General features: G+C 70.8%; 21 protein-coding genes, 1 tRNA gene and 3 pseudogenes. 15 read left to right on the top strand and 10 right to left on the bottom strand.

What is annotated here, in order from left to right:
• Positions 1–52: 52 nt before the first annotated feature.
• The 3 genes from ACMXN5_RS30815 (at position 53) to ACMXN5_RS30805 (ending at position 1,965) form a co-directional block, all read left to right on the top strand.
• On the top strand, positions 53–862 hold the full coding sequence (locus tag ACMXN5_RS30815) for a hypothetical protein (RefSeq protein ID WP_439678181.1): 810 nt from the start codon (positions 53–55) through the stop codon (positions 860–862).
• Positions 863–1,094: 232 nt separating this feature from the next.
• Positions 1,095–1,640, top strand: a complete 546-nt coding sequence (locus tag ACMXN5_RS30810) for a hypothetical protein (RefSeq protein ID WP_439681446.1) — start codon at positions 1,095–1,097, stop codon at positions 1,638–1,640.
• Positions 1,641–1,779: 139 nt separating this feature from the next.
• Complete coding sequence (locus tag ACMXN5_RS30805) at positions 1,780–1,965, top strand: hypothetical protein (protein ID WP_439681445.1); 186 nt, start codon at positions 1,780–1,782, stop codon at positions 1,963–1,965.
• 28 nt (positions 1,966–1,993) lie between these two features.
• Here ACMXN5_RS30805 and ACMXN5_RS30800 read toward each other — a convergent pair.
• Positions 1,994–2,389: pseudogene (locus ACMXN5_RS30800) on the bottom strand (DUF6283 family protein); the annotation flags it as partial.
• 234 nt (positions 2,390–2,623) lie between these two features.
• On the opposite strand from ACMXN5_RS30800, the gene ACMXN5_RS30795 reads away from it, so the two are divergent.
• The gene (locus tag ACMXN5_RS30795; protein WP_439678180.1) at positions 2,624–3,361 is read left to right on the top strand and encodes a MerR family transcriptional regulator; all 738 of its coding nucleotides are present in this window, start codon (positions 2,624–2,626) and stop codon (positions 3,359–3,361) included.
• An 855-nt stretch (positions 3,362–4,216) separates the two neighbouring features.
• Here the strand turns inward: ACMXN5_RS30795 and ACMXN5_RS30790 are convergent.
• Entirely contained in the window at positions 4,217–4,936 is a 720-nt protein-coding gene (locus ACMXN5_RS30790; protein ID WP_439678179.1) for a hypothetical protein, read from the bottom strand.
• A 407-nt stretch (positions 4,937–5,343) separates the two neighbouring features.
• Positions 5,344–5,421, bottom strand: a tRNA-Met gene (locus ACMXN5_RS30785).
• Between the two features lie 278 nt (positions 5,422–5,699).
• Here ACMXN5_RS30785 and ACMXN5_RS30780 point away from each other — a divergent pair.
• Positions 5,700–7,013, top strand: a complete 1,314-nt coding sequence (locus ACMXN5_RS30780; protein ID WP_439678178.1) for a PIN domain-containing protein — start codon at positions 5,700–5,702, stop codon at positions 7,011–7,013.
• Here ACMXN5_RS30780 and ACMXN5_RS30775 read toward each other — a convergent pair.
• Positions 6,967–7,281 (bottom strand): annotated as a pseudogene (locus ACMXN5_RS30775) (hypothetical protein); the annotation flags it as partial. The gene ACMXN5_RS30780 and the pseudogene ACMXN5_RS30775 sit on opposite strands and share 47 nt — an antisense overlap.
• On the opposite strand from ACMXN5_RS30775, the gene ACMXN5_RS30770 reads away from it, so the two are divergent.
• Complete coding sequence (locus ACMXN5_RS30770; protein ID WP_439681444.1) at positions 7,181–7,447, top strand: hypothetical protein; 267 nt, start codon at positions 7,181–7,183, stop codon at positions 7,445–7,447. The pseudogene ACMXN5_RS30775 and the gene ACMXN5_RS30770 sit on opposite strands and share 101 nt — an antisense overlap.
• Before the next feature lie 447 nt (positions 7,448–7,894).
• Here ACMXN5_RS30770 and ACMXN5_RS30765 read toward each other — a convergent pair whose 3' ends face one another.
• A complete protein-coding gene (locus tag ACMXN5_RS30765; protein ID WP_439678177.1) occupies positions 7,895–9,253 on the bottom strand; it encodes a transcriptional regulator in 1,359 nt (452 codons plus the stop codon).
• A 217-nt stretch (positions 9,254–9,470) separates the two neighbouring features.
• Between ACMXN5_RS30765 and ACMXN5_RS30760 the strand changes: the two genes are divergently transcribed.
• From ACMXN5_RS30760 to ACMXN5_RS30730, 7 genes and pseudogenes are all read left to right on the top strand, one after another.
• The gene (locus tag ACMXN5_RS30760; RefSeq protein ID WP_439678176.1) at positions 9,471–10,412 is read left to right on the top strand and encodes a TauD/TfdA family dioxygenase; all 942 of its coding nucleotides are present in this window, start codon (positions 9,471–9,473) and stop codon (positions 10,410–10,412) included.
• A pseudogene (locus ACMXN5_RS30755) lies at positions 10,409–10,714 on the top strand (FAD-dependent oxidoreductase); the annotation flags it as partial. The gene ACMXN5_RS30760 and the pseudogene ACMXN5_RS30755, both read left to right, overlap by 4 nt.
• Positions 10,641–11,810, top strand: a complete 1,170-nt coding sequence (locus ACMXN5_RS30750) for an NAD(P)/FAD-dependent oxidoreductase (protein WP_439681312.1) — start codon at positions 10,641–10,643, stop codon at positions 11,808–11,810. The pseudogene ACMXN5_RS30755 and the gene ACMXN5_RS30750, both read left to right, overlap by 74 nt.
• Positions 11,807–12,766 carry a phosphopantetheine-binding protein gene (locus tag ACMXN5_RS30745; protein ID WP_439681311.1) on the top strand — a complete coding sequence of 320 codons (960 nt, stop codon included), beginning with the start codon at positions 11,807–11,809 and terminating at the stop codon, positions 12,764–12,766. The genes ACMXN5_RS30750 and ACMXN5_RS30745 overlap by 4 nt, the downstream gene beginning before the upstream one ends.
• Before the next feature lie 84 nt (positions 12,767–12,850).
• Entirely contained in the window at positions 12,851–13,357 is a 507-nt protein-coding gene (locus tag ACMXN5_RS30740) for an NUDIX domain-containing protein (protein WP_439678175.1), read from the top strand.
• Positions 13,358–13,405: 48 nt separating this feature from the next.
• Positions 13,406–14,509 (top strand): DegT/DnrJ/EryC1/StrS family aminotransferase, encoded by a 1,104-nt coding sequence (locus ACMXN5_RS30735; RefSeq protein WP_439678174.1) that lies wholly within the window; start codon positions 13,406–13,408, stop codon positions 14,507–14,509.
• On the top strand, positions 14,506–15,663 hold the full coding sequence (locus ACMXN5_RS30730) for a Gfo/Idh/MocA family protein (protein ID WP_439678173.1): 1,158 nt from the start codon (positions 14,506–14,508) through the stop codon (positions 15,661–15,663). The genes ACMXN5_RS30735 and ACMXN5_RS30730 overlap by 4 nt, the downstream gene beginning before the upstream one ends.
• Positions 15,664–16,026: 363 nt before the next feature.
• Here the strand turns inward: ACMXN5_RS30730 and ACMXN5_RS30725 are convergent, their stop codons facing one another.
• Positions 16,027–16,305, bottom strand: a complete 279-nt coding sequence (locus ACMXN5_RS30725) for a hypothetical protein (RefSeq protein WP_439678172.1) — start codon at positions 16,303–16,305, stop codon at positions 16,027–16,029.
• A 578-nt stretch (positions 16,306–16,883) separates the two neighbouring features.
• On the opposite strand from ACMXN5_RS30725, the gene ACMXN5_RS30720 reads away from it, so the two are divergent.
• Positions 16,884–18,329 carry a replicative DNA helicase gene (locus ACMXN5_RS30720; RefSeq protein ID WP_439678171.1) on the top strand — a complete coding sequence of 482 codons (1,446 nt, stop codon included), beginning with the start codon at positions 16,884–16,886 and terminating at the stop codon, positions 18,327–18,329.
• Between the two features lie 646 nt (positions 18,330–18,975).
• A complete protein-coding gene (locus tag ACMXN5_RS30715) occupies positions 18,976–19,134 on the top strand; it encodes a hypothetical protein (RefSeq protein ID WP_439678170.1) in 159 nt (52 codons plus the stop codon).
• Positions 19,135–19,454: 320 nt separating this feature from the next.
• Here ACMXN5_RS30715 and ACMXN5_RS30710 read toward each other — a convergent pair whose 3' ends face one another.
• From ACMXN5_RS30710 to ACMXN5_RS30695, 4 genes are read right to left on the bottom strand one after another with little or no spacing between them, the layout of a single operon-like run.
• Entirely contained in the window at positions 19,455–19,772 is a 318-nt protein-coding gene (locus tag ACMXN5_RS30710; protein ID WP_439678169.1) for a transposase, read from the bottom strand.
• The gene (locus tag ACMXN5_RS30705) at positions 19,756–21,132 is read right to left on the bottom strand and encodes an IS30 family transposase (RefSeq protein ID WP_439681310.1); all 1,377 of its coding nucleotides are present in this window, start codon (positions 21,130–21,132) and stop codon (positions 19,756–19,758) included. Before ACMXN5_RS30705 ends, ACMXN5_RS30710 begins: the two co-directional genes overlap by 17 nt.
• Positions 21,071–21,808: an IS3 family transposase gene (locus ACMXN5_RS30700; RefSeq protein WP_439678168.1), complete on the bottom strand. Its 738-nt coding sequence runs from the start codon at positions 21,806–21,808 to the stop codon at positions 21,071–21,073. The genes ACMXN5_RS30705 and ACMXN5_RS30700 overlap by 62 nt, the downstream gene beginning before the upstream one ends.
• Positions 21,805–22,146, bottom strand: a complete 342-nt coding sequence (locus tag ACMXN5_RS30695) for a transposase (RefSeq protein ID WP_439678167.1) — start codon at positions 22,144–22,146, stop codon at positions 21,805–21,807. The genes ACMXN5_RS30700 and ACMXN5_RS30695 overlap by 4 nt, the downstream gene beginning before the upstream one ends.
• Between the last annotated feature and the right edge of the window lie 29 nt (positions 22,147–22,175).

Below are 22,175 nucleotides of genomic sequence, written 5' to 3'. Positions count from 1 at the left end.
GTCGGAGGAGCGGGTCCGTTCGCGGCGGTGTCCGCGGGCGCCTGTAGGTTCCGTGTTCGTGTTCGAGGGGTGGTGGCATGTGGTGCCGGACGAAGAGCGGCGGATGTGGGTGCTGGAGCCGTTCGTGGGTGTGGGGCCGCTGCGTTTCGGCATGGGCCCCGGCGAGGTGGCGGACGCGATGGGCGACGTCACCGCGGAAACCGAGCGATACCTGCGCGGTTGTCCGGCGGACGCCCACGTCTACACGGTCGAGGAGGGTCGGTATCCGGAGTTCGGTCTGCACCTGTACTACCGACACGAGCGGCTCGCGGGTGTGGTGGTCGACGCCTTGTGCGGACCACAGGTCCTCGCGGACGGCACCGCGCTGGTCGGCCGCGTGCCCTCCGTCCTGGAGCGGTGGCTGCTCGACCGCGCCGAGACCCGCCCGCCGTACACCGAACTCGCCTACATGAGCGCGGGCGTTCCCTCCTCCCAGTCGTTGGGCGTGACGATCAACGTCAACGGGAGGGCGACCGCCTCCTCACCCGCCCGATCTTCTACCCCGCCGAGGCACTCGACGACCTCTCCCACTGGCTGCCGCAGGAGGCCTGGGCGATCCACGACTGAGCGCCGCGGTGCGCCGTGCGCGCGGGAATCGACGAATGATCCCCTGACGCGTGGCACCGCCGCCCCGGCAGACGTGGACACCCGCCCGGCGTATGGAGCCATGGCGTGTCTGCCCGACGGCGAACACCCTTCTCGAGCCGCAATACCTCGAACCCAACCCGCGGTACCCGAACCCCCGGCCCACGAAGGGCACACGCCCGGACGTCGTGCTCCTCGGATCGCCGGCGTGTGCCGACGCCTCCTCTGCCCCGTGTGAGCGCTGTGCCCGAGCGCACGCGACCGGGCGGGCCCACCGCGACCGCCGAGCCACACTCCCGTACACCCTCCCGCCGTCACGCCCGCCAACCACCACGTTGCGGCGCCGCGCACACGGCTTCACCAGGAAGCGGTGGGCAGAGGCGGCACGGCGTATCGAGCGCCTTCGCAGGCGGGAAACCGAACGATTACGGAGAGTACGTTTGCGAATACGTGAGATGGAAGGCGGTGCGATGGCCGACAAGAGGACTCCCTCGATGCGACAGGCCCGCGACGCCACCGGCCGCGTGATCTCCGCCCGGGAGATCGACGACACCGCCGAGCGCTTCGTCCGCCCGCTGCGCTGCGCCTACTGCGACCACGAGGTCCACACGACGAGGTCCTACCCGAGTACCTCCGCCAAGGGCACGGTGTTCACCGTCGCCGCCCACTTCCGGCCGGCCCACCACAAGGGCGCGGGCCCCGCCGCACACCTGCCCGGCTGTGCCCTGCGCACGGACGAGGCGATCGCGTCGATCGCCCGCGGCGCGACGGGACTTGCCGAAGTCCGGGACGAGACCCTGACGCTGCGCCCGGTCGTTCCCGCCACCACCGACACCGGCCACGCGTCGCAACCTCCCGTCGGTACGCCGGTCCGGACGCCTCCCGTCGAGCGGATCGCCCATCGCGTGTATACCGTGGGGGACGGCGACGTCCGCGAGGCAGTCGACGAACTCGCCACCCGGCTCCACGAAACCCGAACCCACCCGGGCCGAGGCATCGTGGGCTTCCTGTCCTGACGCCGGAGCGAATGGCGACACTGACGTTGTGCGGGCCGAGCCGGTGGCGGCACACCCCGCCTGAAATCACGCGGCAGCACAGATCGTTCGCGGTCCTGCGGGCGACGACGCCATCGTTCGAGGCAGTGAGGAGCCGTCGATGAGCCACGCCGAGACGCGCTATGCCGCGCGTCTGGCCGCCTATGTGGCGGTGGCCACCCGCCTGTCCCTGTTGAGCGATCGGCGGCTCGGTGAAATCGGCATACCGCAGCCGACGCTCGCGTCCGAACCGAACCGGGCTGTTCCTTCGAGAGCGCGGTTCGGGGCGGGCGTCGCGTCCGCGTGATCTTGTCGATCGCCGCGCGGGCCGCCGGGCCGGGGCGATCGATGTTCGCCAGGCCGTGTGCCGCGGCTTCCGCACCGGAGCCGAAGAGCGGTATCGGGGACGTGTACTCGATCGCCGCCCATCGGGTGTCGGCGTCGATGCGACCGTCGAGCAGGGCCAATCGCAGCGCCGGGAGGTCGTCACCGCCGTGGCAGCCCACCCACCCGGCACAGACGCGGGCGCCCGGCGCGTCGCGGTCGATCACGTGGCATTGCCACAGTGCCGCCGGCTGAGCGGGCGTCGGCGCATCGTACGGGGGAAGCTTGGCGTACTGCTCGGGCGCCCAAATGCCCGAAGGCACGTCGCGCCGATACGGGCAGGTGCCGCAGGGACGGGACGCGGGCGGGCCGTGAGTGGGCGCGACACCACGCCTGGCTCTGTTCACGAGAGACGACAGCGTTTCTACGGCGGTTCGGGAGGCACCGGGGCTCTGGGCCGGGGTCGGATGTTCACGAGTTTCGGCAGCAATCGGAGGCTGTTCCGGCTGGGTTGTGGACCGTGCGCGTTCGATTGCGAGGATCTTGGGTCTCGGGGTTGAAGTTGCCGTTGCGGCAGCTCCTACCGTCGTGACCAGGGCCGGAGAAACCGGCCCGGCGACAACACATGTGCGGGAGTCGTGATGGACTGGCCGATCTCGGAGGTGGCCCGTATGTCGGGCGTGACCGCCCGGACACTGCGTCACTACGACGAGACGGGTTTGCTGCCGCCGGCCCGGATCGGAGCCAACGGGCACCGCTACTACGAGGAGCGTCAGCTGCTGCGGCTGCAACAGATCCTCGTGTTGCGGGCGCTGGACGTCGGGCTGCCGGAGATCGGCCGGATCCTGTCGGACGAGGTCGACGAGGTGAACGCCCTGCGGGGCCACCACCGACGCCTCCTCGCGGAACGGGACCGCCTCGACACACTGGCCGGCACCGTCTCCCGCACGATCGCCGAACTGGAACAGTCCAGGAAGGACGGCAACCCCATGACCATCAACCGACCGGAGAACCTCTTCGAAGGCGTGGCGCCCTCCCAGTACGAGGAGAACATGCGCGACTTCCCCGAACTCGCCGAAGAGGTCGCACGCCGCGCCGACGCGATGAGCCTGGCCGACGCCGACACCGCGCACCGTGAGCGCACCGCGCAGATGATCCGGCTGGCCGAACTCATGACCGCAGGCCACCGGGCCGACGCCGACCCGGTCCTGGCCGAAATCGACACCCAGTACCGGGCACTGACCGCACTGCGCGCAGCCACCGCCGAGGACTACCGGGCCATCGGACGCTCCGTCGTCGACAACGAGACGTGGCGCGCCGCGTACGAGGCCATCGCTACCGGCCTGGCCGCGTACCAGCGCGACGCCATCGAGGCCTAGACCACCACCCGACTGAACTGAGACACGACGCGACCGCCATCGGGGGAAGAACCGCGATGGCGGTCGCGTGACGTCACGGGCGGTCCGACGATGTTCGATCCCGATGACCGACTGGGGGCGCCTCGACACGACGCCGCCCATTCCCGTGAACAACGACTTCCCCCACGAAAGACCGCCTCCCGACGCGCTGAACAATCGCTGTCGGAAGTCGTGAACAAAGCCACCACGCCCGGTGTCGTCGGGTTCGGGGGTCGGGTGCCTGTACGAATGCGACATGTTTCGGCCGTTGTCCTCTGTGACGGGTGCGGGTGCGTCGATGCGAGCCGGGATCACGATGGCACGCGGCGTACGGTCGGGTTCCGCCGAGGAGCCGGCCGGGTCACGGCCTCGGATGGCAGCGCGTGGTCACAACCGGACGCCACCTCGATCCATGAGGTTTTCGTCGCGTCGAACAGCACGAACCTCGCCGTGGTGGCGCCGGGGCGGATGCCGGACGAGCGCGGTTGTCGCGACCTCCTGGGCACCCGGGGCACGGCCGCGGCCAATCGGGTCGGGCGCGACAGCGTGTTGTGCGTGTGCACCGACAGCAATCGTGTCGCCCGTATCGACACCGCTCGTTTCCCCACCGGCAAGGGGATCCTGGTCCACGTCACGGTGTGGCCGCTCCCGGGCCGAGGCATGGGTCCTCGTCCTCGGCGACGGCCCACGGGTTCAGCGCATCCCGCGCCGTCGGCGGCGGCGTCGCGGCTCGGGTGATCTGCGGCGGCCCCGGGAGGCGCCTCGCCGGGATGGTTACGAAGTTCGGGCGCCAACATGCCGGGCCGGATGGGTGGGCGCGGGAGAGGCCGTCGCGGGTCACAGGCAGCTCCACGGGCGGTTGCCGCCTGCGCAGGTCGCGGGTGGTTGGGGGAACATCGGGGTGCGCGGCGGGGTGGGCTTCGGCCTGGTGCGTTCGGCCCGGTAGTGGATCGTCACGGATGCGCGGACGACGAACGGGTGCTCGGTGTAGGCGTGTTGCCAACGCACGGGCTTGGCGTCCGGGCTGCTTCCGTTCCCTCCGAGCGGGCCGTATTGCTCGTCCGCCCCCGGCGGGGACGTCGGGTCCGGTGGGCGCAGGTCCGGAACCGGTTGTGGCCGCGCCCAGGTCGCCGTGTCCGGCGTCGACCCGAGCCTTCGTGCCTCGCGCTCGAACTGGGCCGTCGCCGTGGTGGGATCATCCGTACCGTAGAAGTACACGACCGTGGACGTGCATGTCACGCCCATCATGCCCGCCTGGGGCTTCATCCGGGGTGTGGTGTCGCGCCAACACCGGTCGAAGACGAAACGCTCGAGCTCCGCACTCGCCGGCCCCACGAAGACCCGGAAAGGCACCTCCACGTCGACCCGGGCACGCCGCTCCTCCGCGCGATGGCTCTCGTGTGCCTCCCGCTCTCTCTCGGCCGCCGCGAACTGCCGTTGGCACGCGTACAGCCCGCCGAGGACGGTCACGACGGCCAGGGTGATCACGGCCAGGACGAACCGGCCGAGCCATAACAGGCAACCACCCATCGGCCGCGTATCGGGACGCGCAGACATGTGACCATCGTGGCCCGCAACCGCGCCCGTATCGGCGGTCGTTGCGCACTCGCAACCCACCCGGCCGCGCACATTCGCTTGGCGCGCCAGACGCGGCAAGCCCCCGTCCCGGCGCGTGACGTACAGACGGGCCCGTCGGCCATGGTTGAGGCCGCTACCGACGACAACTCCATTACACGCCGACGGCGTTGGTACAGAGCCGATCAGGGCGATCCTCCGCCTCGGCGCTCTCGGTATCGAACCGGCCGGCACTCCGGTGCCACCCGTTCGGGTCGAAGTCACCGGGATCGACAACGGTGCCCGGTTCCGGTCCGCATTCCACCGGCGTCTTCGACAAAGCCATCGCCCACTGACGACCCGAGCACACAAAAAGCAGAAGCCCGGCCACCGGCCGGGCTCCTGAACACTGGTAGCGGGGGCAGGATTCGAACCATGCGACCTCTGGGTTATGAGCCCAGCGAGCTACCGAGCTGCTCCACCCCGCGTCGGTACGACAAGCCTACGGATTCCCGGCGGTGAGCGCGTCCCTTTTTTCTCCGTGGCGGGCCGTCGCCCCCGGGGGGGCTCGCCACCCGTGTCCGATCCCCGATCCTGTGGATCGCCTGTCCGTATGAACCGCCGCTGTTCCGGATCTCGAGGATTCGGACTCCTCGAGGCGAGGAACGCAGGCCTGCCCGACTCCTTCCTGGGCCGCGGGGCATCGGTTCATGCCGTCTCGGGGAAACCGCGCGACCGTGGCGCCTGGTGGCCGTAGGGTGCCCGCGTGGCGGTCATCTTCTTTGATTCGAACATTCTCTACGCGGACATCGACAGCGATAGGTACGACGTGATCCGCGCGATCGCTCGAACCGAGCACCGGGTGTGCATCCCCGCGGTGGTGCGGGACGAGCTGGTCGCCAGGAAGGTGATCGCGTACCGGGCCACGCACACCGCACTCTCGACCGCCGCCGCGAAGTTCGCCAGGAGCGCTCCGTGGATCCAGGCACCACCGTCGCCGACGACCGTCGACGAGTCCGCCGCGCGGGAGTACTGGAAGGGTGTCTACGCCGACGTCTTCGAGATCGTTCCCACGCCCGCGGGAGCCGCGGACGCGGCGCTCGAACGCGAGGCCTACTGTGACAAGCCGGCCAAGCCGGACGAGAACGCCAAGGGCGGCGCGCGGGACGTGGCGATCTGGCTGACGGTGGTCGACTTCCTGCACCGGAACCCGCGCGACGAGGTGTACTTCGTGAGCGCGAACAGGAAGGACTTCGGCGACGGCACGTCGTTCGCGCCGCTGCTGGAACGGGATCTGTCCCACCACCGCCACCGTTTCACGCTGTTGGCCTCGTTGGAGTCGGCCATCGAAGCGGTGACGAAGCCGGTCGAGGCCTCGGACGAGGGAACCGCATTCGCGGATCCGCTGGTGTCCGACGAGACCTCGGTGAAGGTCGCCGGTGCCGCGGTGCACGACCGCCGCTTCCGCAACGGCTGGCCCGCGGTCGACCTCGACCATCCCGGTGGCACCCGATACCCCCGGGTGTTCGCGCGCGAATGGGTCGGCACGCCCGTGGCGAGGCTCATCGACGTGACGAACGCAACCGCGCACCGGATCGGTGAGGACACCTGGCACATCGCGACCGCACGGTGGGCACTGGCCGGCCTCGCCGCACACGACCCGGCATCCGATCCCGGGGCACCGACCGTGACCATGACGGGCGCGGTGTGGCGCACCCGCATGCTCATCGGCACCGTCCCCGGCGAGATCCCCGGCGTCCTCAAGAGCGAGGCGATCGAGGACCCGGGCCACGGCGACGGCCCCTGCAACGACACTCTCAAACAGGCCGCCGCCCTGTGGCGCGAGTCCCACTCCAGCGGTGAAGTCCTTCTCCGAGCCCGAATGGAACAGCAACTGCGCTGGCGGCGACTACACGCATTCATCGACACGTTGCCGGGCCAACCGGCCGCGCCCAACGGAGACATCCCGCCGTTCACCACAGACACCGCCCTGGACGCCGCCACGACGGTGGTCCGGTGGCTGTCTCCCCAGATCAACGCGCAGTTGAACGCCGACCTGACCGCGGCCGAGGAAGACTGAGAACCACTGGGTTGCCGCTACGGGAATGAGCTCCTCGAGGGACCACCTCAAGGGGAAGAGCCGTTCCGATCCGGCCGCTCCGGACCGGTACCGCCCTCGGCCGCGTCAGCGCGGCCCCGGGGCCGTGGTCGCGGCGGACGGCGGCAATCCCGTCGAGGTCCCAAGCCATGGCGGCGACGATCGTGCGGCGGCGGCCGCGGACCTGGACCTTCCCGCGGATCAGCAGCAGTCCGGAATGGAAGACGGTGTGGGCGCAGGCGGGGTGGGACCTGCTCGGCGCGCCCGCCCCGCACCCCACCCCCGCCCAACCACGGCGCGTCCTGGTCCACGGCACCGGCGCCCGCCGCCACCCCTACGCCGACCTTCAACCCCCGGGTCGGCGTTCTGCGGACCTGAGCCGCTACGGGCACCGAAGCCGGGGGAGCGCCGGCTGAGCCCTGGGAGACATCTCGCGCTGTCGAGGGCGGAGGCCAGGCGTATTTCGGTCGTCGACACAGGCCGTGCCTCGCGGATGAGACGGTCGAGGTGCCGCGCGCGGATCCACGAGACACGGCATGTGGCGTCGTGGCTCTCGGGTTCACGACGGCTGCACCGGCCACGGCGGTTGGCGTGCGTCCGGGCGCCGCCGGCACCTCGGCGGTGAACCCATGATCGACCGAGCTCCCAACGGGCGTAGGCCTCATGGGCTTCGACGTCGCCGGGGGTCTCCGGAGCGACGACGTCGTGGCCCGGCTTCCGTGGGCGTCCGGCGAGAGCGACCCGCCCGGCTCGGCTCGTGCGGGTCCTCACCGGCGTGTGACGGGCGTGGTGGGAGGTGAGCCTTTGCGCGTCCTTGTGACTGTTACGGGCTCCGACGTTCTCGTCCTCTCGCCGTCGGTCGTTCAGGCCGTGGACGCGAGGAATTCTTGGACGAGGGGCACCTTGCTGTGGTGGGCGAGTCGGGTGCGCAGGTCGGTGAGGGTGGTGCTTCCGCGTGCGGAGGTGACTCCGCCCATGTGGTCCAGGGCCCTGCGGGCGGTGTCGACGGCACCGTCGACGTCGGCGAGGGCGAGGCGGGCCTCGGCTTCGCGGGCGAGGTAGATGACCGCGCCCCGGGGGAACGCGGTGTCGTCGTATGCGTCCCGGTGGTGGGTGGTTGCGGGGGCGGTTTGGAAGTGGCGTAGGGCGCGTGCGGGGTCGTTGAGGTTGAGGGCGCTGGATCCGGCGAGTTGGTGGAGTTCGCCGCGGTTGACCCAGTAGACGCATCCCGGTTCCGGGTCGTCGCCCTCACGGATGCGGTCGTAGGCGTCGAACGCGGCGCCGGCCGCGCGGTCGCTGGCGTTCTTGTCGCCGGCTTTCGCGTGGGCGCGGGCGAGGCGGGCATGGAGCATGGCGGTCATGCGGGGCGATCCGATCGCCGGGGCCTTGCCCAGGGCGGCTTCGACGAGGTGGATCGCGCCGCGGGGGTCGCCGGTGCTGTAGTGCTGGATCGCCCAGAACGCGAGGGTGTTCGCGCCGACGATCTCGTCGCCGGCGCTCGCGGCGGCGCGCAGCGCGGCGACGTAGAAGTGTTGGGCCTGGGCGTGCCGGCCGGAGTCGTACGCGGTCCAGCCGCAGATGCGTGCGGCCTCGGCCGCCGCCGCGTACAGGCGCCGTCCGGTGTCCTGGGTGTAGGAGGCGTGGGCGAGGGTGTCGGTGATCATGCGTAGTTCGGTGCGGGCGGCGGCGTGGACCTCGCCGGATCCGACCTGGTCGTCGAGCAGGCGCAGGGCCTCCAGGCGAGTCTCGTGCAGGCTGGCGACGGCGGTGCCGACGCGTCGGCCGTTTCCGTGGCTGGAGGCTTCCGCGGGTGGGGCGCCGGTCCATTGGGCGGTGATCGCGCCGAGTGCGCCGATGACGAGGAAATCGCGGCGGTCCATGAGCCCTCCGGCCGTCTTGTCGAGGATGTCGATCGTGTGCGCGGTACACCAGGTGGGGTCCAACAGCGCCGCGTCGTCGTGCCCGACACACGCCAGCCAGGCGGGCCAGGGGTGGTCGTACAAGTGCTGTGTGGGCACGTGGTGGAGGTCGGCCATGGCCAGTTGCGCGGTCCACTCGGGGACGGTGCCGCGGTTGATCCACCGCGAGACGCGTTTCTTGTCGACGGGCATGACACCGAATCCACGCGCCTGGTGGCGGGCCGCGACCCGGCGCAGGTAGTCCGTTCCGGACCAGCCGTTGTCGTGCAGGATCCGTGCGAGCGGGTGGAGTTCGTGATCCACCGACGCCACCTCCTCGGATGTTCTCCTACCGCGATGGTGACGCACCCCGGGCCCAAGCGGCAGGGGCGCGGGGTCGGTGGGACCGCGTGGGCACCGGTGGTAACCCGCGGGCCCCCGGGCGTCCTTACCCACGACGCCCCTCGGGGGCTCTCCTGGAATTCACGGCGCTGCACCACCCGCCGGCGCCGCGAAGTCCCCTCGACACCAAGGAGATCCGGTGACGACACGATTCACGGACCCCGTACGCGTGGTGATACCCCACGCGTTGGCCCTGCGACTGGCAGACGCCTGCGACGAGAGCACCGACGCCCACCTGTGGAGCACGCGCAACATCGCCGCGGCCCGCGCGATCTGGACCGGTGACACCGGCCGCGCCGTGCTGACCGCGCTGGCCCGCCACAGCGCCCGCACCCACCCCGAAGCCTGCGGCTGGGCCGTCCTGGCGCTGCCCGCACGTCTGGACGACCGCACGCTGCTGCGCGTGGGCGCCGCCGCCTTGAGCGCCCTGGGCACGCCGTTCACCTCCATCGACGCCGGCACCGGACTGTGGATCGGCGGCGAAACGCGACCCGATGCCGACACCGCCTCCTTCGGCGGCACCGGCGCGCAAGGCCCGCACATCGACGCCCCCAACGTGGAACACGTCCCCGACTACACCGCCCTGCTGATCCTGCGGCCCGACCCCGCCGGCGGGGGAGCGTCCCTGATCGGCGACCTGCACGCCGCCCTCGCCGACACCCCCGAGCGCGACCGCGAACTCCTGCGCCGACCCGACTACTTCGAGGGCCGCGCCGACGACCTCCTCGGCGTGGGCGCGCCCCGGCTGCCGTTTCCGATCCTCGAACACGCCCACCCGGGCGGGCGGGAGCGGGTGCGGTGGGCCGCCAAGGCGGTCACCGACCCCCGCAACACCGCCCACCGGGCGGTGCTGGAGCGATTCCACGCGACGCTCGCCCGGCACACCCGCGCCGTCACGTTGGGGCGGGGCCAGTTGCTGGTGTGCGACCAGACGCGGATTGCACACGGCCGCACCGCCCTGGGGGACCAGACCGGCCTCGCGGACGGCACCCGCCGGGTGCTGATGCAGACCAAGGTTGCCTACGACGCGTCCGCGCCCGCCCACACCCTCCTCACCGCGCAGACAGGTGACCCCTCGTGACTGACGCCGACGTGACGGTGGTGGGCACCGGTGTGATCGGCTTGGCGACCGCCGTGGAACTCCTGGATCGCGGCCTGACGGTGGCCGTGGTGGGTCCCCGGGCCGGCGGGCACGCCGGGCAGGCGACCCGCGCGGCCGGTGCGATGCTGTCCACGTTCTCCGAGGTCGAACCGCACCACCGCCCGGACCGGGTCCGCGTGGAGACCGCCGAACGCCTGGCCGCCCACGATCTGTACCCGCCCTGGCTGGACCGGTTGCGCACGAGCACCGGCACAGCCGTGCACGCCGGGCGCGGCACCTGGGTCCTGGCACCCCCCCGGAGATCAGGCGCACCTGGACGCCATCGCCCGCACCGCCCGCGCGGCCGGGCACCCGGCCGAGGAACACCCACCCACCACGATCACGGGGGTCCGCGCGCCCGTCGCCGGCGGCACAGCGCTGTGGCTGCCCACCGAAGCATGGCTCGACAGCGCGGAGCTGATGGACGCCCTCACCGCCGCCGTCCTCTGTCACGCCTCGGCCACCTGGCACGACAACCCGGCGCGAACCGTCGCCCACGACACCGTCGTGTGCGCGGACGGCACGCGGATCCGGGCGCCACGCGCCGTGCTGGCGGCCGGCACCGCCATCCCCTCGCTCCTCCCGGAAGCGGGTACCGAACTGGGGGTCCCGTTGATCCTGGCCGGACGCGGCGCCGGCGTCACCCTGCGCCGGCCCCGGGGAGAGGAGCTGCGCCACGTCGTGCGTACCCCGAACGCGGCGTTCGCGTGCGGTGTCCACCTGGTCCCACGCGCCGACGACACGCTCTATCTGGGCGGCACCAACCGACTCACCACCCGAGCCGACCCCACCGTCCCCGCCACCCTGGACGAACTCTCCGTCCTCACCCACGGCGCCGCCACCCTCCTGGACCCGGCCTTGGCATCCGCCCGCCTGCTGTCCGCCCGGGTGGGCCTGCGCCCCTACACCGTGGACCACCTGCCCCTGATCGGCCCCACCCGCGACCCGAACATCCTGCTGGCGAGTGCGACCTACCGGTGCGGAATCCTCCTCGCCCCCCGCATCTCCCGCCTGATCGCCGACGAGATCACCACCCCCGGCACCCTCGACGACCACCCCTACCGGGCCACCCGCCCCATGCCCACCCCCGACCTGGCCACGATCCTCGACGACGGCGCGGGAGAGGCCCTCGTCGAACACCTCACCCAGGACGGGACGTTCCTGCCGCCCGCCACCGCCCACGAGTTCTCCGCGTTCGCCGTCGCCGGCCTGCGCGCCCTCGCCGAACACGACAGCCCCCACGGCCGCGCGGTACGCCGCCTGTGGGCCGGCGCACCCGTCATCGAGGCGATGCCCTCCCTCTACTCGCTCGCCCGACGCCTGGAGAACACGCGATGACCCCCGACCGCGACCACCTGCGTGCCCTGGTCCTGACCACCGCCCGCACGCTGCACCCCGCCCGGGAATTCGACGCGTCCACCGCCCTGGACGAACTCGGAGTCGACTCGCTCGACCGCCTCGCCCTGGCCGTCGACGTCGAACACGCCACCGGCCTGGAACTGCCTGACCGCGTACTCACCGACGCCGCCACGCTCGACGACCTCGTCACCCACCTGGCACACGCACCACGCGGCCCGGCCACCCGATCCCGCCCGACCACCGAACCCACTCCCGAGGACCCGACCGCCGACATCGATCGCAGCGCCGACGTCGATCGGACCGGCCGCCCGCAGCAACAGCAACCTCAGCCGCAGGACCGGTCCGACACGGGTGCCGGCTTTCACGGGCCCGGCCACGCGGACCCCGGCTCCATGGTCGGGGAGAACACCCGCTTGTGGCACCAGGCGCAGGTCGCCACCGGCGCCCGCGTCGGCGCCGAATGCGTCATCGGCAAGGGCGCCTACATCGGCACCGGCAGCGTCCTGGGCGACCGCGTCAAGATCGGCAACCACGCGAGCGTGTTCGGTGCCCGCGTCGCCGACGCGGTCATGATCTGCCCCGGAGCGCTCCTGCTCGAAGACACCGCAGCCCGCGCCACCACCCCCGACGGCCGCCGCAAAGGCCCCGACGACTTCGATCGCACCCCCGTCACCGTCGACCACGGCGCCACCATCGGCGCCGGCGCCACCATCGCCCCCGGCGTCCGCATCGGCCGGCACGCCATGATCGCCCTCGGCGCCGTCGTCGCCCGCGACGTGCCCGCCCACGCCCTCGTCGCCGGCAACCCCGCCCGCACCTGCGGCTGGGCCTGCGCCTGCGGCCACACCCTCGACCCCGACCTCACCTGCCCGCACTGCGCCCGCACCCACCGCCGTGACGGAACCGGCCTGATCGAGGCCACCCCACGGCAGTGATCACCGCACCGGTTTGTCACACGCTCGTCGCAACAGGCCGTGCCGCCGCACCCCGGCGGCGACACGGCACTAGCGTCACCCGGCATGACCCACCTGCCTCCCGCCGAGTACTACGCCACGCTGCCCAAACACATCGGCGGCGCCGGAGCGATCCTCCACGACACCCACGGCCGGATCCTGTTGGTCGAACCCGCCTACGGCGACGGCCACTGGGAGATCCCCGGCGGCGCCATGGACGAGGGCGAATACCCCTGGGACACCGCCCGCCGCGAGATCAAGGAGGAACTCGGCCTCGACCTCACCCCCGGCCGGCTCCTGGCCGTCGACTGGGTACCGCCCCAACCCGACGGCCGCCCCGCCCTGGCGAACCACCTCTTCGACGGCGGCCCCATCACCGAGACCCACGCCCGCGCACACATCCGCCTCGCCACCGACGAACTCACCGCCTGGCGCCTGGCCACCCCCGCCGAGTGGGACACCCTCATGGCCCCCCACATGGCCCGCCGCCTCCACGCCTGCGCCCACGCCCTCGCCACCGGCACCACCGCCTACCTCCACCACGGCAACACCCCCACCCCCAGCCCCCGCTGACCCGGAACCCCTTCCGTGTCGGCACACCCGACACGGAAGGACACCGTCGTGCACCCCACCATCCCCATCGCCCACACCCACCTGCACGAGGACGACATCACCGCCGCCACCCGCGTCCTGCGCAGCGGCCGACTGGCCCAAGGCCCCGAAGTCGAGGCTTTCGAAACCGAGTTCGGCGCCTGGGTCGACGGCCGCCACTGCGTCGCCGTCAACTCCGGAACCAGCGCCCTGTGGCTGACCGCCCTGGCCCTGGGCATCGGCCCCGGCGACGAGGTGATCCTGCCGTCGTTCACCTTCGCCGCCACCGCCGCCGCGATCCGCCTGACCGGCGCCACCTGCGTCTTCGCCGACATCGACCCCTACACCCACACCCTGGACCCCGACGCCACAGCCGCCGCCATCACCCGACGCACCGCGGCGCTGCTGCCCGTCCACCTCTACGGCCACCCCGCCGACACCACCCGCCTGGGCGCCCTCGCACAACACCACGGCCTCGCCCTGATCGAAGACGCCGCCCAAGCCCACGGAGCCACCCACCACCACACCCCCGCCGGTGCACTGGGCACCGCAGCGACCTTCAGCTTCTACCCCACCAAGAACATGCAGGCCATCGAAGGCGGCATGATCACCACCGCCGACACCAATCTCGCCCACACCCTGCGCCTACTGCGCAACCACGGAACCGCGACCCGCTACCACCACGAAATCGTCGGCACCAACGCCCGCATGAACGACGTCAACGCCGCCATCGCCCGAACCCAACTCACCCGCCTGCCCCAGGCCATCACCGCCCGCCGCCGCAATGCGGCCCGCCTGACCGCCGCCCTCGCCACCCTGCCCGGCATCACCACCCCGACCACGACACCCGACACCGGCCACGCCCACCACCAATACACGATCCGCGTCCACCGCCACCGCGACACCCTCGCCCGCGACCTCACCACCCACGGCATCGGCAACGCCGTCCACTATCCCGTCCCCCTGCACCGCTCACCCGCGTTCCACACCCCCGTCGACCTGCCCCACACCGACCGTGCCGCGGCCCAAGTCCTCTCCCTGCCCGTCCACCCCGCCCTCACCACCACCGACCTGGACCACATCACCACCACCCTCACCCACCTGATCCACGCAACGATCGAGGCCCCGCGGTGACCCGACCCCGACTGCGCGTTGCCCTGATCGGCCTCGGCCGCATGGGCCGCCACCACGCCCGCGTCCTGCGCGGACTGGACGGCGTCAACCTCATCGCCGCCGCAGACCCCAACGGCGACCCCCACCACGCCGCCGACGGACTCCCCATCGTCCACGACATCGACCAACTCCTGCGCCACCGACCCGACTACGCCGTCCTGGCCTGCCCCACCCTCCTGCACGAGGCCCTCGGCCTGCAGCTCGCCCACGCAGGCATCCCCACCCTGATCGAAAAGCCCCTCGCCACCACCCCCGACGCCGCCCGACGACTGCGCGACGCCTTCCATACCGCCGGCATCCCCGCCGCCGTCGGCTACATCGAACGCTTCAACCCCGCCCTCATCGCCTTGCGAGCCCGCCTCGAAAACGGCGACCTCGGCGACGTGTTCGAAATCGGCACCCGACGCACCGGCCCCTACCCCGACCGCATCACCGACGTCGGCGTCATCCACGACCTCGCCACCCACGACCTCGACCTCACCGCCTGGATCACCCACCACGCCTACACCTCCATCGCCGCCCGCACCGCACACCGCAGCGGGCGCCCCCACGAAGACCTCCTCGCCGCCCTCGGCCAACTCGACGACGGCACCATCACCCACCACCAGGTCAACTGGGTCACCCCCCGAAAGGCCCGCACCACCACCGTCACCGGCGAACACGGATGCCTGGTCGCCGACACCCTCACCGCCGACCTCACCCACTGGGCCAACGGCCACACCCCCCACCGCTGGGACGCCCTCACCACCTTCCGTGGCGTCACCGAAGGCGACGTAACCCGCTACGCCCTCGACAAGAAGGAACCCCTCCACGCCGAACACGAGGCATTCCGCGACCTCGTCCGAGGAACCGGCCCCGGCCCCGCCGACCTCACCGAGGGTCTGCGCACCGTTCTGGTCACCCACATCACCGCCCGAGCGGCGCACTCCGGCACCACAGAGCCGGTCCCCGACGAGACCCGCGCTGGGACAACGGCCACGATGGCGACCGCATGGGGACACTCCTCTGGACCGCGCACCTCCAAGCCCGCACCGACATGCCCCGCCCGGCACGAGCCGATCGAGTCCGGGAACGGCTCTGCCCTGCCGTGGACTCGGAGATCGCGAGGCAGGTAGGTGCCGGTGCCGGGGCAGGCCGGTCGTGCGGGGTTCGGTCGGTGACGGGTAGGACGGGGCTGGGGGACGCCGAGAACGCGCTTTGCGTGCGGGTGCGTTATCACCGCGCTGGTGGCTGCCGGCTGAGGCGGATGGCGCGGTCGTCCGCGTCCCGGGCGGCGTGGGCGGGGGCGTAGCGGAGGGTGTCGTGTTCGACCCAGTCCTGGTAGCCGTGCATTCAGTGCTGCATGCCACTGCCAGGACCCGCCGGGCGCCCACAAGGCCGGACGGGTGTGGACGAGCCCGGCCGGTCCCGGGCGGCGCCGACCGCAGAGCCTTCCACAAAGGGCCCCGCGGAAGGGCACCGCTCGGAGTCGACCGGGTTCAGCGGGCGTCCTGTTGGTTGTCGGTGGCCGGATGATCGAGGATCGCGGCGACGAACCGCGCGACGGGCACGGTGGCTTCGTAGATGGTGTTCTGATGCCCGATCAGCGCCTCCTCCGCGGCGGCCGCCCGGACCGCGGGGTCGACGTCGAGGAGTCGCATCAGCGCCCCGGGCAGGAAACCACCGCTCCCCTGCGGGGCCATCAGGGAAGCCCAGTCGGTGTTCTCCAGGATCACCCGATGTTCGGGCAACGCCTCGGGCAGCGGACTGGGGGTCACCGGTGGAGGCTACCGCGCCCGGGAGACACGCACCCCGGCCGCAGGAAGGCAGTGGCGGCGCGGTCCGACCGTGCAAGAAGGCGGGCCGACCTGGGGGGCCGCCGAACGTGACGGCCCCGCGCCTTGTCCGGGCCGTAACGCCACGCGCTCCAGGAAGATCGGCTCTGGGAAGACCCGGCCCCGCCCGCTCGCGTCGATGTGACAAGCGCACCGGTGTGCCGGATCACGCCGAACCCTCACCGTCCGGTGATACCGAGTCATCATCACGTGACCCTCCGCGTGATCGCCAGTACCCGACACGACCCCGCCCGCAGAGATGTACGGGGCCGCCGGGAGTCGGGCCGCGTTGCCCGCTGGAGCGACACCCGGACCGGCCTTCGACACGTCCGGGTGCACCCGGCCGATCCTCCTGCGGAAGGACGGGAACCGCGTCATGCTCGGTGCCGCCGCAACCCTCGCGGCCCGCACCTCCGGCCCGGCCCTCGAGACGCCACCACACGCCGAATAGCACGGCCACGGGCAACGTCCGAGCTCACAAAGGACCCGGACAGGCGCGGCGTTCGGCCCGGGAGGCCCCGATGACGACACCGCCCCACGACCACTCCGGCCCTGACCACAACCCTGCGGGCCACGACGCCACCCCAGCGGTAACGCCCCACACCACCACGTCCAACGACGCCGAGCACCCGCCATGGGCCGATATCGCGCCGACGCGCGTCCCGGTGGACCTCCGGGCCGAACAGCGCCTGCTCGGCACGATGATGCTCTCGACCCCCACCGTCGCCGACTGCGTGGAACTCGTCCACCCCGACGACTTCCACCACCCCGCCCACAGCCTCGTCTACACCGCCATCCTGCACGTGTACGCCCGCGGCCTCACCGTCGACACGACGACCGTGGAAGCCGAACTCGCCCGCACGGGCCACCTGGACCGCGTGTCCGCCGGATACCTGCGCACACTCACCGCGACCACGACCGCGACCACCGACGGCGAACGACACGCCCACACGGTCGTCGACCGCGCCCGACGCCGCGAACTGGTCCGCGCCGGCCTGACCATCGCCCGACTCGGCGGAGACGACGACATCGAACTCGCCGCCGCGACCAACACAGCCGCGACCATCCTCCACAACGCCCTGTCCACACCGAACACCCGCGCCACCGCCCACATCGGCGACTCCATCAACGAACTGATCGACGACCTCGACCCCCTCGGCCCGGCGAACCGTGACGTCCTCACGGGCCTGGTCGACCTGGACCGCCTCACCGGCGGCCTGCGCCCGGGACAACTCATCGTGATCGCCTCCCGCCCGGCCCACGGCAAGAGCACCCTGGCCCTCAACCTCGCCCGACACTGCGCCGTCACCGAGGACCGCCCGGTATTGCTGTTCTCCCTGCAGGTGAGCAACCTGGACATCCAACGTCGGGTGATGTCCGCCGAGGGCCGTATCCCCTTGCACCGCCTCGCCCACCGGCGAACGACCGACGACGATTGGCGGGCCCTGACCGAAGCCCTGCCCCGGGTCACCGGGGCGCCGTTGACCGTCGCCACCATGTCCCGACCCGACGTGGACGTGATCCGCGCCCATTGTTACCGGACGCGCACGCGCGGCGGCCTGGATCTGTTGATCGTGGACACCATCCACGAACTCGCCCCACTGCGCCGGCACGACAGCCGGTACGGCGAACTCGAGGAGATCAGCCGCTCTCTCAAGCGCGTCGCGCGGGAATTGGGGATTCCCGTGGTCGTCACGGCCCAACTCAATCGCGATCCCGAGGCCCGGCCGGGCGGGGAACCCAGGCCGAGCGACGTCCGGGACTGCGGGGCGCCCGAGGAGGACGCGGATCTGGTCGTGCTGATCAACCGCGACGACGTGCGCGACCCGCGATCCGCCCGCGCGGGTGAAGCCGACCTGATCGTGGCCAAGCACCGCAACGGTCCCACCGGTCGCTTCGTCGTCGCCTTCCAAGGACATTTCGCCCGATTCATCGACCTCGCCACAGCCGACGACAACGATGTGTAGCGTCTCAAATCCCGTGTCATTCTCTCCGGCTTAGTCTCACGCCCGTGTCATGTCGCAGGTCAGCGGCTTGCATCGAACGGGAGTCCTGAGGATTTGGACACGGTCGTGAGACTGAGCGGCTGGACTCGGCGCGAGACTCCACGAGAAGCCGCAGGTCACGGCATCGGCCTCGGACACGAGCCGCGAGGTTCTAAACGATGTGTAGGTTCTGCCGTCGCGGCACGCCGGCATGGGGCGGAGGTGTCGGCGGGTCAGCCCGCGGGGGTGGCATGGCGCGTGTCCGGCCCTCTCACACCTCGCTGCGTCACACCTCGATCGACCTTTGGCCAAGAAGTACAGCGGCCCTGCGACCCCATCGACATGCCGGCATGGCCCTGGAGCTGTGGGACGGGAACTCGCCTCGCCGAGAAGGACACGGGGTCGCCCCGGGGCGGCATACTCGGTCGATGCGCGATTGCCACATTCGGACAACTCCGATACCTCATCCGTCCAGACGTGACAGATCGGGCGAGACGGTATGCGGACACGAGCCGCAGAACTTGCAGGCACGACTGCACTCCACCGCAAACAGCCTTGACCGACCGGGCTGCGGCACCGGGTCGAGCGGCCAACAGTCCTGTCCGAACGCGCTCATATGATCTCCGGCATGCAGATTGCAGAGCCTTTCCACCTGCTTCACCACCCCTCCGACGACACATGGAGCCTGACCCTGTCGGACATGGACTGGCGTCATCTCCATTCGCTGTTCGACGCACTCGGCTTCGAGTGCGCCGTCTCGGCTGCTTTGAAAGATTTTGTCGATTGATCATGTGTTGACCAGTGGATTTGCAGGATCTGGGATTTTGGATCTTGGCTGCGTGGCCTGGATTTTGCTGTCTTCTCGACTGTGTGTCTGGCCTGTGGCCTGTGGATTTGCAGAATCTGGGACGGATGTTCAAGTTCCGTTGGGAAAACCTGTGGACGGAGGACGAATTCGCTGTCGGTGGCCGTTCGTGTCGTTCCTGATCGGTGTCCTTTCCGAGGGCCGCCCCGGCGGGTGCGGCCTGGGACGCCCGGTCGACGGATCTTGGCGCCGTTGAGCTTGTCGTTTAACTGAGGTTTCCCCCGGATCATGGACACGGGGTTTCATGCGGCCAGTGACACCATATCCGTCTTGACTGTTTGTTCCTCGAAGGCGGCCGGGCTGACGTAGCCCAGGGTGCTGTGTCGTCTGCGGTGGTTGTAGAACGCGATCCAGCGAAACACGTCCAGCCGGGCCTGCTGCTCCGTCAACCACCGTTTGTCGTGGAGGACTTCGCGTTTGCATGTCGCGAAGAAGCTCTCCGCGGCGGCGTTGTCGTAGCTCGATCCGACCTTCCCCGTCGACCGGCGGATTCCGTGCCGCCCGCAGGCCTTCGCGAAGTCCGCGGACGTGTATTGCTTGAGTTCAAGGGGTCGTGGCAACACCGCTTCCTTGCAGTGAGCGTAGATGATCGTTGAGGGCCTCGGCGGGAGTTCGCCAGTTGAGTGTCTTGCGGGGACGGCTGTTGAGTGCGGAGGCAACGGCCTCGAGCTCGTCGACGTTCCAGCGGGACAGATCCGTGCCCTTGGGAAAGTACTGACGCAGCAGTCCGTTGGTGTTCTCGTTCGTGCCGCGCTGCCACGGGCTGTGCGGGTCGGCGAAGTAGACCAACAGCCCTGTCTCACAACGCAGTTCAACATGTCGGGCGAGTTCCTTGCCGCGGTCCCAGGTCAGCGATCGACGTAGTTGCGCGGGCAACTCGATGATCCTGGCCGCAATCGCATTCTTCATCGCCTCGGCGCCGTAGCCGGCCAACGCCGGACCGTTCTTCACCCGCGGGTGGACGCCGTAGCCTTCCATACGGGGCAGGTGCAACAGCACGGTGAACCGCGTCGTGCGTTCCACGAGCGTGCCGATCGCGGACCGGTCCGCGCCGATGATCAGGTCGCCCTCCCAATGACCCGGAACCGCGCGGTCGGCGACCTCGGAGGGCCGCTCGCCGATCATCACGTCGGAGGTGACGTGCCCCGCGGGGCGTCGTCGGGAACGGGCTCGCGGAACACGAAGTGCCCGCCCGGTGCGCAGGCAGGCGACCAGCTCGCGCCGCAGTGCTCCGCGCCCTTCGACGAACAGGGCCTGATAGATCGCTTCGTGCGATATCCGCATGGACTCGTCCTCCGGGAAGTCGACCTCGAGCCGGTGGGCGATCTGCTCCGGGCTCCACGCCGTCGCCCACCGACGGTCCTGCCGGTGCGGCTTGTTGCGGCCCTTCCACCGCGCCGTCCCCGGCCCCGGCACCGGTGTTCCGTCGGGCCGGCGGACCAGGCCCGAAAGCCGGTCCTGCACGTACTCGCGAAGCCGCTCGTTCCCGGCCAACTTTGCGATCTTGGGGCGCCGCGCCACCAGTTCGGCCTTCCACTGCGCGACCGACGCCCGGTAGTCCAGCCTCCCACCGCGGGTGGCGGCGTTGCGGCGGAGCTCCCGCGAGACGGTCGACGGGTCGCGGCCCAGCCTGCGGGCAGTCTCCCGGACCCCGACGCCCCGGGCTTTCAGCAGCGCGATCTCCTCCCGTTCCTCGAACGACAGGTAGCGGCCCGACAGCGGGGTGACCATGTGTGTCGGCATGCCGCCACGTTCCCGGAACCACCGGCTGCCGGCCGCCTGCGACGCGCCGACCGCGATCGCGGCGTCCTCGCTGGTCAGCCCCTTGGCGATCTCACGCCAGAACAACCGCTCGACGTCACGACGAAGTGAGGGCTTTCCCGGCGACTTCATCGCGGCCCTGCCCGTCAACTCCCGCATCCATCCCGCCGGCCTGCCCATCCACACCTCCACCTTCGAGGTGTTGCGACGACCAGTTGAATCCGCCTTGCGATCCGCGGTCCGAGTGGAAGACCACCCCAACCACGCTCCCGCCCCGGGTTCGCACCGCCGCCTCGATCGCGTCGACGACCAACGAGGCTCGCATGTGGTCGGCGATCGACCAGCCGATCAGCCGCCGCGAGTGCAGGTCGATCACCGTCGCGAGGTAGACCCACCCGTCGCCGACCGGGAGATGGGTGATGTCGCCCACCCACTTCACGTCCCGGGCGGACGCGGTGAAGTCCCGCTCCACCAGGTCCGGCGCCGGCACGGCGGCACGGTCACGCACGGTCGTGCGCACGCGTCGCCGCAGGTGGCGGCCCACGATGCCCGCCCCACGCATCAACCGGGCGGTGCGCTTGTGATTCACCCCGTGCCCGTCCGCCCGCAGTTCCGCGGTGATCCGGGGAACCCCGTAGGTTTCGTGCGACGCGGCGTGCACGACCCGGATGCGTTCGGTGAGTTCGGCGTCCGCCGCCGCGTGGGCCCGCCGGGCCGGCGCGGCCGCCTCGTGGGCGTGGAACGAGGACCTGGACAGGCCCAGGACCCGACACAGCCGCTTCACGCCGAACTCGGCGCGGTGGGTGGAGACGAAGTCCCGGAGGAGGGTCCTCACTTCATCTCCCGTGCGAAATACGCGGCTGCCCGGCGCAGGATCTCGCGTTCCCGGTGCCACTCGCGTTCGGCCTTGCGCAGGCGGGCGAGTTCCTCGCGTTCGACGGTGCTCAGCCGGTCGTCGCGCTCGCCCGCGTCCGCCTCGGCCTGGCGCACCCAGGCCCGCAACGTCTCCGCGTTGACCCCCAACTCCGTCGCCACCGAGCTGAATGTTCGACTTCCACCCGAAAGGCGATACAACGCGACCGCGTCGCGCTTGAACTCATCCGTGAACTTCGACGGACGTCCCGCGTGGACTCCCCTTCCTGGACCCAACGATCCAAGTGTCAGGGTGTCCACTACCAAGGGGAAACCTCAATCGGACAGGT

It is taken from the genome of Embleya australiensis (assembly GCF_051903075.1).
In the GTDB taxonomy this organism is placed as follows: domain Bacteria; phylum Actinomycetota; class Actinomycetes; order Streptomycetales; family Streptomycetaceae; genus Embleya.
The sequence above is the reverse complement of the archived record's forward strand: the minus strand, read 5'-3'. Positions and strand labels throughout refer to the sequence as shown.